Source organism: Synechococcus sp. H55.10 (genome assembly GCF_047502715.1).
Lineage (GTDB): Bacteria > Cyanobacteriota > Cyanobacteriia > Thermostichales > Thermostichaceae > Thermostichus.
In genome coordinates this window covers 1-12,689 of sequence record NZ_JANSJJ010000261.1, presented here as the reverse complement: position 1 = coordinate 12,689, position 12,689 = coordinate 1, and the positions used below count along the sequence as shown (strand labels likewise).

Annotated in this window: 12 protein-coding genes; 7 read left to right on the top strand and 5 right to left on the bottom strand. The window is 59.9% G+C overall.

Translation table 11 applies throughout. The features are described from left to right. Positions 1-43: 43 nt before the first annotated feature. A complete protein-coding gene (locus tag NW858_RS12975) occupies positions 44-1,036 on the bottom strand; it encodes an NAD(P)/FAD-dependent oxidoreductase (protein WP_414347596.1) in 993 nt (330 codons plus the stop codon). Between the two features lie 206 nt (positions 1,037-1,242). Between NW858_RS12975 and NW858_RS12970 the strand changes: the two genes are divergently transcribed. From NW858_RS12970 to NW858_RS12950, 5 genes are all read left to right on the top strand, one after another. After that, a complete protein-coding gene (locus tag NW858_RS12970; protein ID WP_414337296.1) occupies positions 1,243-2,199 on the top strand; it encodes an SPFH domain-containing protein in 957 nt (318 codons plus the stop codon). A gap of 3 nt (positions 2,200-2,202) precedes the next feature. Continuing rightward, positions 2,203-2,754, top strand: a complete 552-nt coding sequence (gene rimM, locus NW858_RS12965; protein WP_414335673.1) for a ribosome maturation factor RimM — start codon at positions 2,203-2,205, stop codon at positions 2,752-2,754. A gap of 202 nt (positions 2,755-2,956) precedes the next feature. Next, the gene (gyrB, locus tag NW858_RS12960; RefSeq protein ID WP_414520649.1) at positions 2,957-4,885 is read left to right on the top strand and encodes a DNA topoisomerase (ATP-hydrolyzing) subunit B; all 1,929 of its coding nucleotides are present in this window, start codon (positions 2,957-2,959) and stop codon (positions 4,883-4,885) included. A 321-nt stretch (positions 4,886-5,206) separates the two neighbouring features. After that, complete coding sequence (plsY, locus tag NW858_RS12955; protein ID WP_414335787.1) at positions 5,207-5,818, top strand: glycerol-3-phosphate 1-O-acyltransferase PlsY; 612 nt, start codon at positions 5,207-5,209, stop codon at positions 5,816-5,818. 36 nt (positions 5,819-5,854) lie between these two features. Beyond that, a complete protein-coding gene (locus NW858_RS12950; protein WP_414335785.1) occupies positions 5,855-6,199 on the top strand; it encodes a gamma-glutamylcyclotransferase in 345 nt (114 codons plus the stop codon). Here NW858_RS12950 and NW858_RS12945 read toward each other — a convergent pair. From NW858_RS12945 to minC, 4 genes are all read right to left on the bottom strand, one after another. Then, positions 6,196-8,379 (bottom strand): cation:proton antiporter, encoded by a 2,184-nt coding sequence (locus tag NW858_RS12945; RefSeq protein ID WP_414335783.1) that lies wholly within the window; start codon positions 8,377-8,379, stop codon positions 6,196-6,198. The genes NW858_RS12950 and NW858_RS12945 overlap by 4 nt on opposite strands. A 234-nt stretch (positions 8,380-8,613) precedes the next feature. Continuing rightward, a complete protein-coding gene (gene minE / locus NW858_RS12940; protein WP_414335782.1) occupies positions 8,614-8,964 on the bottom strand; it encodes a cell division topological specificity factor MinE in 351 nt (116 codons plus the stop codon). 80 nt (positions 8,965-9,044) lie between these two features. Further along, positions 9,045-9,851, bottom strand: a complete 807-nt coding sequence (gene minD / locus NW858_RS12935; protein ID WP_414337293.1) for a septum site-determining protein MinD — start codon at positions 9,849-9,851, stop codon at positions 9,045-9,047. Next, complete coding sequence (gene minC / locus NW858_RS12930) at positions 9,848-10,588, bottom strand: septum site-determining protein MinC (RefSeq protein ID WP_414335788.1); 741 nt, start codon at positions 10,586-10,588, stop codon at positions 9,848-9,850. The genes minD and minC overlap by 4 nt, the downstream gene beginning before the upstream one ends. 551 nt (positions 10,589-11,139) lie before the next feature. On the opposite strand from minC, the gene NW858_RS12925 reads away from it, so the two are divergent. Next, positions 11,140-11,601: a hypothetical protein gene (locus tag NW858_RS12925; RefSeq protein WP_414335779.1), complete on the top strand. Its 462-nt coding sequence runs from the start codon at positions 11,140-11,142 to the stop codon at positions 11,599-11,601. Positions 11,602-11,661: 60 nt separating this feature from the next. Then, positions 11,662-12,477: a DUF2993 domain-containing protein gene (locus tag NW858_RS12920; RefSeq protein ID WP_414520648.1), complete on the top strand. Its 816-nt coding sequence runs from the start codon at positions 11,662-11,664 to the stop codon at positions 12,475-12,477. Positions 12,478-12,689 lie beyond the last annotated feature (212 nt).

Sequence of the window (12,689 nt, the reverse complement as noted above, 5' to 3'; positions counted from 1 at the left end):
GAAGGCTACCCCAACTCTCCAGAGAGAGCAGGATGAGCTCAACTTATGAGCGCAGGCGCTCTTCCCATTTACGAGCAGGAGAGGCGCGGCGGATGTCCCGCCAGATGGCTGTGGCAGCCAGGGTGCCATCGGCAACCGCAATTGACACCTGGTTCAGGCCCTGCTTCAAATCCCCGAGCGCAAACAGGCGCGGGTGGGCAGTGCGGCACCACTCGTCGGTGAGCAGACTCTCCCCTTGCCATTTCAAGTCAGGGATCCCTTTCAAGTAGTCGTTGTGGTATTTGGCTCCCATCGCCACCAAGCCGGTGGTAGCCTCAATGTAGGTGCCATCCTCCAGCTCTACCCCTCTCATCTGGTGGTTTTCTCCCCAAAAACGGCGAATGGGAGCTTCGTAGAGGGGATAGCCGTGTTCGGCCAGTTTTTGGCGCATTTCAGGGCCAACCGAGCAGAGGCCGTGGGTCAACACCGAGATATAAGGCGTAAACCAGTTGAGGACAAAAGCGGTGTTGATTTGAGCCTCGGAGCCGACGATCAAAACCGCCTTTTGATCCCGCATTTCATGGCCATCGCAGATCATACAAACATGCAGCGAGTAGCCTGCATACTCGTAAACATTTTGCATGTCGGGCAATTGCGGCAAATGGTCGATGATGCCCGTTGCTGCAATCAAATATCGGCTGCGAAAAACGGGGTAGAGGCTGTTGACTTTTCCCACCTTGACCTTGACGGCAAAAAGCTCTCCCTCATCCTTCACATCTTCCACATAGCCCCACAGATAGTCCATCCCCAAGCTGAGGGCGTGCTCCCTTCCCTGTCGCAACAGCTCCCGCCCTGGCGTGGTCGGAGGTAGGCCGAGATAATTGCGCAAATCCTGCATCCAAAAAGAGCGGCCTCTGCCTTTTTCTACGACCAGGCAGCTCAAGCCGTAGCGAGCCAGATAGATCGCCGCCGACAACCCCCCTGCGCCGCCGCCGGCGACAATGACATCGTAGATTTTGTTCAAGCCAACTTCTAGGTTCTTGCTGTTCAGCTTCATAGACGGTATCCTCTCGTAAGCTTTCTACTGGGTAACCTTCAAGTCGTCGGTCGCGGATCCGAAAACCTTAAGAAAATCCATATGTCCCGAAGGTCTGCTTATCCTGTTCATGCATCATGTCTCTATTAAGGCGTGTCGAGGTGAAGGGATCAGTTCCAACAACCGTCTAGAATAGGGGCTGAACTCTCTGTCAGGAGAAGAACCTTATGCCAGGCATCTTAGCGGCCATTGCCCTCATCTTCATTGGCTACCTGTTCAACTCGGTCAAGATCATCAGCCAGGGGTATGAGGCACTGGTAGAGCGTTTGGGCCGGTTTCACCGCAAGCTAACCCCAGGGCTGCACGTTATTCTCCCCCCCCTCGACAGAATTGTTTTCCAGGAAACCATTCGCGAGAAGGTACTGGACGTGCCACCGCAGCAGTGCATCACCAGCGACAACGTTTCGCTGATGGCCGATGCAGTGGTTTATTGGCGCATCACTGATATGATCAAGGCCCGCTATGCAGTGGAGGATGTGCAACGGGCTTTGATTAATCTGGTGCTGACGGCCTTGCGCGCCGAAATTGGCCGCATGGACTTGGATCAAACCTTTTCCTCCCGTGCCGAGATCAACGCCCGCCTTTTGACAGAACTGGACGAGGCCACCGATCCCTGGGGGATCAAGATCACCCGCGTAGAAGTCAGGGATATCCAGCCCTCTAAGACGGTGCAAGACTCGATGGAAAAGCAAATGGCTGCCGAACGGGAAAAGCGGGCCGCCATCCTCAAGTCGGAAGGGGAACAGCAGGCCAGCATCAATCAGGCGGCAGGGGCTGCTAAGGCACAGTTGTTGCGAGCAGAGGCCGAGAAGCGGGAGCGGCTGCTGCTGGCCGAGGGTACGGCTGAGGCCATCAAAACCATTGCCGCCACTCTGCAGGAGAACCCGGAGGCAGTCAATGCGCTGCAATACCTGATGGCGCAAAACTACATCGATATGGGTTTCAAGGTGGGCAGCAGTCCCAGCTCGAAGGTGATCTTTATGGATCCCAACTCCATCCCCGGCACCCTGCAAGGATTGGTCTCCATGGTGGACGTTGCCAAAAGCGGACAGGGCTCCGGATCGCAACCGTTGCGCACCTCCGCTGCTTTCCCAACTGAGGTGGATCTTCCTCGGCTCGACTAAACCATGGTGGCTTCAGCCCAGGAAGGAGCTCCTGCTTGGCTGCTGGTGGGGCAGGTGGTGGCGGCCCACGGCCTGCGGGGCTGGCTGCGGGTCAAGTGCTGGTCAGATTTCCCGGAGCGCCTCACCCAGCCGGGGCCCCGTTGGCTGCAGCGGGATGCGGATCCGGAGCCCCTACTACATCCTTTGATCGAGGGGCAATTTTTCCCGGCTAAGGGCCTTTACTTGGTGCGACTGGAAGGGATCCCCGATCGAACGGCGGCAGAGGTTTGGGTGGGAGCCAAGGTGCTGGTGCCGGCTTCCCACCGCTTGCCCCTCCAGCCGGAGGAGTACCACTACCGCGATCTCATCGGCTTGGCCGTCTATCACCAAGGAGAGCTGCTGGGACAGGTTTCGGGGATTTTGGCCGCCGGCCAGGATGTGCTGGAGATAACAACCCCTGACCGCCGACAGGTGTTGATCCCTTTTGTAAAAGCCCTGGTGCCCGTTGTGGATTTGGAAAAAGGCACGCTTCAGGTACAGCCGCCGCCGGGGTTGGTGGAGAGCTTTCTGGGTTAGGGTCTGGAGAGATAGACTGATTTCTCTACCTGCATCCCCTCCTGAACTCGGCCCCCAGAAGCGTCTGTGTGGCTATTCTAGCCTTTTGTGCTACCATAGGGGCAGTTTTTTGGGATACTAGACTCACTCCTGGCCTTTAAGGTCAATTTTCTGGGTTTCTGTGGATCTTGGCTGGGGGTCTTCTTCAGGATTGGAGTTGCGAATGACGGAAAACTACGGTGCAGAGCAGATCCAAGTTTTGGAAGGCTTGGAGGCTGTGCGCAAGCGGCCTGGCATGTACATTGGTTCCACCGGGCCCAAGGGGTTGCACCATTTGGTGTACGAGGTGGTGGACAACTCCGTCGATGAGGCTTTGGCCGGCTATTGCGACGATATTCAGATTACCCTCTACCCCGATGGCTCGGTGTCTGTTTTGGACAATGGCCGCGGCATTCCGGTGGATATTCATCCCAAAACCGGGCAGTCGGCCCTGGTGACGGTGCTGACGGTGTTGCACGCGGGGGGCAAGTTCGGCGGCGGCGGTTATAAGGTCTCCGGCGGGCTGCACGGGGTAGGGGTGTCGGTGGTAAATGCCCTCTCCGAATGGGTGGAGGTGACGGTTTGGCGGGAGGGCAAGGTTCACTTTCAGCGGTTTGAGCGCGGGGCGGTGGTGGGATCCTTGCAATCCGAGCCGCAACCCCAGGGATCCAACCGGCGGGGTACAGAGGTGCGCTTCAAGCCGGATGGGCTGATCTTTCCCGAGCGAGAGTTCGACTATGCTCTGTTGGCGGCCCGCTTTCGCGAGTTGGCCTACCTCAACGCTGGCCTGAAAATTACCTTCACCGACCTGCGGCGGGATCCACCGCACCGCGAAACCTATCAGTATGCGGGCGGCATCAAGGAATATGTAGCCTTCATCAACCACGAAAAAAACCCCATTCACTCCGACATCATCTACATACGGGGGGAGCGGGATGGCGTCGAGGTGGAAGTGGCGCTGCAGTGGTGCTCGGATGTCTATACCGACACGTTGATCGGCTTTGCCAACAACATCCGCACCACCGAGGGGGGCACCCACTTGGAGGGCCTGAAAGCCTCTCTTACCCTCACCATCAACAGCCAAGCCCGCAAGCTCAACAAACTCAAAGATTCTGACAGCAACCTGGCCGGAGAAAACGTGCGGGAGGGGCTGACGGCTATCGTCTCGGTCAAAGTACCCAACCCCGAGTTTGAGGGGCAGACCAAAACCAAGTTGGGCAACACGGAGGTGCGGGGCATTGTCCAGACCCTCGTCTCCGAGGCGCTGGCGGAGTATCTGGAGTTCAACCCCAACGTGGCCAGGGGGATCGTCGATAAAGCCATCCAGTCCTTCAACGCTGCCGAAGCAGCCCGGCGGGCCAGGGAATTGGTGCGGCGCAAATCCGCCCTGGAATCTTCCACGCTGCCGGGGAAGTTGGCCGATTGCAGTTGCCGTGACCCGGCCGAATCCGAGGTGTATTTGGTGGAAGGCGACTCGGCGGGGGGCAGCGCCAAACAAGGTCGGGATCGGCAGTTTCAGGCGGTACTGCCTTTGCGCGGCAAGATCCTCAACATCGAAAAGGCAGATCCCGCCAAGATCTACAAAAATGCCGAGATTCAGGCGATGATCACGGCGCTGGGGTTGGGGGTTAAAGGCGATGAATTTGATCCCAGCCAACTGCGCTACCACCGCATCATCCTCATGACCGATGCCGACGTGGACGGCAGCCACATTCGCACCCTGTTGCTGACCTTTTTCTACCGCTATCAAAAGGCCCTTCTGGAACAGGGCTATGTCTATATCGCCTGTCCGCCGCTTTACAAAATCGAGTGGGGCCGCAATAATGTTCGCTATTGCTACAGCGACGCCGAGAAGGATCAGATCGTGCGGGGATTGCCGGCCAACGCCAAGTACACTATCCAACGGTTCAAGGGTCTGGGGGAAATGATGCCCGAACAACTTTGGGAGACCACCATGAACCCGGCAACGCGCACCCTCAAACAGATCACCATTGAAGATGCGGTGGAGGCGGATCGCATTTTCACCATCTTGATGGGAGATGCTGTCGGCCCCCGACGGGAGTTTATTGAGGCTCACAGTGCCCATCTGGATCTGGCGGCTCTGGATATCTAGCCGATGGCGGGAAGCTTTGCCCTCTGGAGGAGGGTCGCTCTCCACTGTCGGCAGTTACAGTCGTTTCCAACAGGATCTAAGACACTTTGCCGCCGGCCCAAGCGCTCCGCGCCGCTCACGCGACCACCCCCGACCCCTCTCCCTGAGGGAGCAGCCCTCACCCCCGACCCCTCTCCCTGAGGGAGAGGGGAGTTAGGGATAGGCGCGTTCGCGGCAGTATTGCGTCGCAACAACGACGTAGAGAAACGTTTCATGAATAGGTCAGGGAGTTGCAGCTCAAGCCATGTGGCAAAGTGAGGGAAGAGCGTTCAAGATCCGGCCATGCCTACATTGTTTGCGGCTCTCCTGGCGGCGCTGGGGGGCTATCTCCTGGGATCCATCCCCACCGGCTACTGGGTAGGCCGTTGGTGGGGCGGCATCGACCTCCGCCAACAGGGATCCGGCTCGACGGGGGCAACCAATGTGTTGCGGACGCTGGGCAAGGGGCCGGCGCTGCTGGTGTTGCTGGTGGATGCTGCCAAGGGGGCGGCAGCGGTGGCCCTGGGATCGGCTTTGGGATCGCCGTGGTGGGTGGTCGTAGCGGCCCTGGGGGCGGTGATCGGCCATAGCCGCTCCTGTTGGCTGGGCTTCAAGGGGGGCAAATCGGTGGCCACCAGCCTGGGGATCTTGTTGGCTATGGCTTGGCCGGTGGCGCTGGCCACTTGCGGAGTCTGGCTACTGGGGATCGCCCTCACCCGCATTGTCTCCTTCAGCTCTTTGCTGGCGGCGGTGGTGGCCCCGCTGCTGATGTGGGCAATGGCTCAGCCTCTGCCCTATGTGTTGTTTGCCTTGGCGGGCGGAGTGTATGTGATCGGGGCTCATCGACGCAACATCGAGCGCCTGCTGGCCGGCTCGGAGCCGCGCATCGGCCAAAAATTGGCCCAATCTCCCTAATTCACCCTGTCCCAGAGCACGATGGAACAGACGACAGTGGTTTTCGTTTACGGATCCCTGCTGCGGGGTGGCCAGTACCACAGCCTGCTGCAAGGAGCAGAGTTTTTGGGAACCGACAGCCTCAACCACATCGACCTCTACGATCTCGGCCCCTACCCGATGGCGGTTCCTGGCCAAAATCGGCTCTACGGCGAGCGCTACCGCATTCCCTTGAGCCTGTTACCCCGCCTAGACGAGCTGGAAGATCACCCGCGGCTGTACGAACGACGGTGGGTGCAATTGGAGAGCGGCACCTCGGCCTGGGTATACCTAGGTCGGCCCAAGCAGGTGCAGGGGTGCTCGCTCATCCCCAGTGGCCGCTGGCTGCCTCGAGATCCCTAGAGATCAAAGTGGAGCTTGACGCCCTCAACATACTGGGGCAGTAACTCGGCTGAGGGTGGATCCCATTCCGGGGGATCCGACTCTCTGGCAAAGGGAGCAGCGGCCTCTACAGGGCTGGACGTGCGCTCCAGGTAGTAGATGCGATCTCCGCGTCGCCAAACGTCCGGCTCAGGCAGGTAAAACAACCGGCCCAGTTGAGACGATCCGCCTCCCTCCCGGAACCAGCCCCCCAAGCGCTGCGGGCGCACCAGCAACAAAGGCAGGCAGAGATCGGCTTTGATGCGGTAGGCAAACTGATCCCGCAGCCGCTCCAACGTGGGATCCTCCACTTCCATCTGGGCTGAAAAGGGGTTGAGCAGAGCTGAGCGCGCCGCCGAGATCGACTCCTGGGCCGAGGCCACTGTCAATTGGGGGGGCTTCAGACCCAGATCCGCCAAGGTGGGCAGGGTGATCGAGCGCAACTCGGCCCGGTTGGCCTCCAGGTAGCCGGCCCAGCGCTGCAGTTGGGAAAAGGGGATCGGCAGGGTGCGGATCCCTTCTGAGATGGGCATCTCCGGCAGCAATACCGTCCAGATGGCAGCGGAAACCGAGAGCTTCACCATCAACTCGGCAATGGCCCAGTTCATCTGGGGATCCAAAGTCAGGATCAGCAGCGTCTCCGCATGGTCGATATCGGCTTTCAAGAAGGCTGACTCGCTCAGCACGGCTTCCTGCAAAGATCCGGGAAGCACCTGGCCAGGTTCCTCCAAGGACTCCGTCCCGCTGACGCGAACGGGCAGAGCTTTGGAGAGCCCATTGCTGGTGGGGGGCTGGGGCCCTGAGGTATGGCCGGCTTTGTGGCCGTTGAGCTCGGCTGGGCCGACAGGCTCGCGCAGACGGGATCCCGACGGCAGTGGCAGCACCTCCACCGCCTGGTTGAGGGAGCGCAGCAACTGGGCCAACTGGTCGACCAGCGGATGGTTGCCGACGATCACGGTAGAACTGCCCTGATCCAAGCCCAGCCAGCGGGCCACCCAGGCGGCGGTCAGCCCCTGCACCGTCACCGTGAGCGAGATGGTCAAAAACACCAGCGCCTTGAGGGCATCTCCCCCGGTAATGCCCCGCTCGGTGAGCAAAATGGCAAACAAAGAGGCCACCGAAGCCGCCACAATGCCGCGGGGGGCCAGCCAGGCCACAAACAGCTTCTGCCGCCAATTGAGGTCGCTGCGCCAGGTACACAGCCACACGCTCAAGGGGCGCACCACCAGCATCAGGCAGAGCACCGTGGCCAACGCTCCCCAGCCCAGAGCAAATACCGCCTTCAGAGAGAGGGTGGACGTGAGCAGGATAAACAATACCGAGATAGCGACCACCACCAACTGGCCGTGGAACTGGCGCACGCTCCGCTCGGCAATGGCCGCCTTCTGCCGCACCACCAGGCCCGCCATCACCACCGCCATCAGCCCCGCCTCGGAGCGCAGCGACTGGGCCAGGGCAAACACCCCCAGCGCCCCCGCCAGCACCACCGAGTTGCGCAGCTCCTCCGTCAAAAACTGCCGCGACCAGAGCAGAAAGGATCCCATCAGCCAGCCCCCCAGCGCCCCCACCGCCGACCCAATGGCCAAGCGGCTGGACAACTGCTCCAAGGCCATGAGGAAGCTGGGGTGGCCAGAAAGCACCACCTGCAGCACCACCACCGCCAAGATGGCCCCCACCGGATCGATGAGCACCCCTTCCCCTTCCAGCAGGGTGCTGACGGCGGAATCGACCCGTACCCGCTTCAGGATGGGGTTAATCACCGTCGGCCCCGTCACCACCACCAGGGATCCGAACAAAAAGGCCAGGGGCCAGGGAAACTCCCCCAAATAGTGGGCCGCCACCGCTCCCCCCACCAAGGTCAGCAGGGATCCCAGCAACACCAAATTGCGCAGGCTATCGGAGACTTGGTTGAGACGTTGCAGCCGCAGGTTCAGCCCCCCCTCAAACAGGATCAGAGCCACCGCCAACGACACCAGCGCCTCCAGCCCGGATCCCATAACCTGGGGGTGAACCCAGCTCAGGCCATCCGGGCCCAGCAGCACCCCAAACAGGAGCAGGAAAACAATGCTGGGCACCTTGACAAAATTGGCCAGGACTTGAGCTGCGATCCCGGCCACTAGGGCCAGCGTAAACAGGATCGTCAGCTCAAAGGAGTTTTCCATGCCGAGGCTCAACCTCCCTTAGCGAGAACTCTGTCCCAGCAGTTCTGTCTTGGTTAGCGTTGGGGCCACAGAAGGTTGACATGAACAGGCTGTTAACAACTACAAGTCGCTCCGGGCCGGGACAGACACAGGTGGGAGCAGCGAGAAAGCATCTTGACGAACAGGCAAACTCTGGCCGAATGTAACACTTTTATGTAACACCTTGAAGTTACTGCTCCTTGAGTCTAGGGTAGCTCAGGCCGAAGGTGAACTCAAATGGCCGCCCTCGGAGGGGGCAGCTCCCTGTTGCAGGCTGTCCTCTTGGCAGGGGCCGGCCTCCGCCAGGGGCTTGACACGACGAATGGGCAGGTTGGCGATCAGGGCCGTCGTCCCCCCTTCTGCCGCCAAGTGAAATTGCAGCCCCTCCGCATCCAGCTCCACATAGCGGGACACCACCCCCAAAATCTCCAGCCGCATCGCTTCCAAGGCTGCCGGGGTGAGGTCGGTGCGGTCGTGGGCCAAGATCAGTTTCAGGCGTTGCTTGGCCTGCTCGCGGCTGCTGCCGGAGTGGCGGGAGAAAAGCTGATCTAAGAAATCGAGAAGCATGGGCCTTAGCGGTAGCTGGAGTCAGTCGTTAAGGCGAATGGGGATGGGCAAACCCAATCCAAATCAGGCAGAAGAGCCATTCAAAGCACCTTTTGGTTTAAAAACCGCTTGGCTTTTTCCCAGAAAGACTCACCCAAGCTGGCCAACTTGGGGAATTCCACCGTCTCCCCTTCCAGCCGTCGGGCAATGCGCTGGATGGCCTGAGCAGCCAGAGTTGGGTTGGCCGAGAGGACTAGGGGCTCCCCTTTGTTGGTGGAGACGATCACCTCCCGGTCTTCTGGAATGATACCCACCAAGGGGATGGCCAGCACCTCCACCACGTCTTCCACCGACATCATCTGGCCGGCTACCACCATATCGGGGCGCAGGCGGTTGACGATAAGCTGGGTCGGTGCAATTTGTGCAGCTTCCAACAAGCCCACTACGCGATCTGCATCCCGCACTGCCGCCACCTCCGGGGTGGTGACGATGAGTGCCTCGCCGGCCCCCGCGATGGCATTGCGAAACCCCTGTTCGATCCCTGCCGGGCAGTCGATCAGCACATAGTCGTGGCTGCCGGCCAGCTTCTCGATCAACTGGCGCATCTGATCTGGGTTGGCCGCCGTTTTGTTGCGGGTTTGGGCTGCTGGCAACAGCGAGAGATTGGGGGTGCGTTTGTCTTTCACCAACGCTTGTTCAAGGCGACATTCCCCCGCAATCACCTCTAGAGCCGTGTACACCACTCGATTCTCCAGCCCCAGCAACAAGTCCAGGTTGCGCAGGCCAAAGTCGGCATCCACCACCACCACCGAGCGACCCAAGCGCGCCAAGGCAGTGCCCAGGTTGGCCGTTAGGGTGGTTTTGCCCACCCCGCCTTTGCCAGAGGTTACGACAATGACTCGGCTCATACCCCCCTCCGCAGAAAATCCTGAAGGCTGGCAATGCAGATGGCATCCTCCTGCAAGTAAACCACCTCTGGCGTGTCGGGGGGGGATCCACCCTCGGGTGGACGGGCCACCTGATCGGCAATGCGCAACTGAGTCGGCTCCAACTGCAAAGCCAAGATCACAGCACTCCTATCTCCCTCGGCGCCGGCATGCACCAGCCCTCGCAGACGTCCCCAAACCCAAATGTCTCCGCCCGCAATGATCTCGCCGCCAGGGTTGAGATCCCCCAGCAAGAAGACCGAGCCGCGGTGGCGCACGGACATTCCCGAGCGCACTGTGGATCGCAGGTAGAGGGGGGTGGTATCCGGGGGGACAGGGGGAATCGCCTCCAAGGGGGAAGATTGTTCCACAGAATAGCCTAACGTCGCCGCCGCAATCGCCGTCGAGCGGGATCCGGTTTGGACGCGCCACAGTTGCAGTCCATGCTGGGACAACAGGGCAGCAAGGATTTGTAAGGCAGGCATGTCCAGCTCTCGCCCTTGGCACCACAGGGTCAGGGGGGCCACTCCTGCCCAGTGGGGTTTGCGGCTGCGCAACTGCCACACCAAGTTCTCCCAAACTTCTTCCCAGGTCAGGGTGCTGGGCAGGTGCAGATGGATCCCTTGGGCATCCGAGCGAAAGTACACACTGCCCGTAGCCCAGGAGTCTGGAGATGGGGTAAGCGGGGAGATTTCAGGGTTCCATGTAGGGGATCCCATCATGACGGCGCCTGAACATTTGCCCGAATATAGAGGCTCATCCTATTCCATTCTTCCCCAGGGGTATGGTGCAATTTTTGGCCAAATCGCTCAACATGGCCTAGTCAGCTCCGGCAGCTCCACTTGGCCTGCGCAATCTCTCCCCCAAACCCAGCGCACCGAAATCGAGATCTTGCCTGTGCTGCCGGCTTTACCCTATAGCCCAGCGCCAATAGACATGAGGGATCCCCGCCATCGATCTGGCCAACTCACTCCAGCGCTAGTGTACCAACCCTTTTGGGTCTTGCGCAGGGGTGTTCAATGGGTTGCATCTGGACAACCATGAGCTCAAGAGCAGAACACAGGGTCAGTTTGAAGAGAGCGCCGAGCTGTGCCCAGCGGATCCCATATCCAAGTTTGGTTTATAATCTTTTTAGATTTCGGCTTAGCTTGGATTTGAAGAGGTCAACTTTAGCCTGGCTGAGCTGTACGGATCTTCTGCAGCGCCCCACTGGGTCTAGATCCTTTCCCGTCCTGTTTGGTTCGTTTTTCTATCAACTTGGGAGATTCTTATGGCCGTTCCCAATGGTCATTCCAGCACGCTTCCAGAGCAAGAAGCCTCTTCTGTGGGAAAGGACTCCGTCTCGCCAACGCAGATGGGTAGCCCTCTGAACCTGGCTCCTCTGCCTGCTGAGGGGGCCTCTGCTCAGATGCCGGTACTGCTGACGGAGAGATCCGGCCCGCCCGTCTTCCCCAGCCCTGTCAAGTTCAGCAAGATCGAGATCGACCACCGTCCGGTGGGGGCTTCGACCCTGAAGGTGGTGGATTACTATGCCGACGGACGTCCGGTTGCCGCCGCAACTCTTAAGGTTGTGGATACCTGGGGCGAGGGGCGCCCAACGGTTGCCTCGGGGGCCAAATTCATCCATGATCCCGCTCTCAATCGTCCGGTGATGGCCGATGGCCTGAAAATTGCCAAAACCTTCCTGGGCAACCGCCCCATCGAGGCCAGTCCCCTCAAGGTGCTGCGCTAGCCGGGATCCCCAAGATGGCCCCTTTGCTAACCTGGGCTGGGGCGCATCAGGGTGGTGAGTATGGAGCTCCTGGCGATTCTCGTGGGGCTGTTGGCAGGCTTGGGAGGAGGAGCAGGCTATCTGGCAGATCAGACGGCACGGCAGCTTTTGCTGGATCAGTTGGATCGGGCCGAGGTTTTAGAGGTGCGCATCCAAAGCCAGCCCAACTACCGTCTGCTGAAGGGCCAAGCGGATCGCCTGCTGATTGCCGGTCGCGGGCTGTATCGGGCCCCTTTCCCCCGCCTTGAGCTTCTCGAGTTGGAAACCGATCCGGTGGCGATCGATCCCTCTTTTTTTCAGGGGGCTCCCCTGCGCCTGGCGCGACCTCTGCAAGCTGCGGTGCGGGTGGTGGTGCGAGAAGAGGACTTGAATGCTGCCCTCAACCTGCCAGAGGTGCTCCGCCAGTTTCAGGATATTCAAGCAGATCTGCCCTTTGGCGGAGCTGGCAGGGAAGCTCGCCGTTTTGACCTGCGTCAGCCCCGCGTCGAGTTTTTGGATCCCAACCGTATTCAGCTTTCTGCCCTCTTGGTGGAGCGGGACGGCGGCACCGAGCAGTCGGTCGAAGTGGTGTTCAACGCCGGGATCCGGGTGGAAGAAGGGCGCAGCCTCAAGCTGGAGAATCCGGAGTTTGTCATCGGTTCTGTACGGGTTCCTGATGAGATCTCAGCAGCCTTCTTGGGCGGGCTCAATAGGGTGTTTGACCTGCAAGAGCTGGAAGAGATCGGGATCCTGCTGCGGGTGCTCAGCCTAGAGATAGAACCTGACCAATTGCAGGTGATTGGGTTTGTGCGGGTGGAGACGCTGGAGAAGATCATGATCCCTGACGCGGACGGCTAGAGATCCCGGTTGAGCATGGATGCAATCTTCAGCTAGAAACCGCAGGAGCCCCGCCCTGTACCCCCCTCTGTCCACCCGTATACGGGGGGAAGGCGGGCCGGTCAGGGTCGGGAGGAATGCGGACGACGGATAATCGTGACATGGCCCAAGTCCTGACTATCTCCTGCAAGCTCAAGGTATCTGCTTCGCAAGCCGTGAAGCTAGAGGCAACC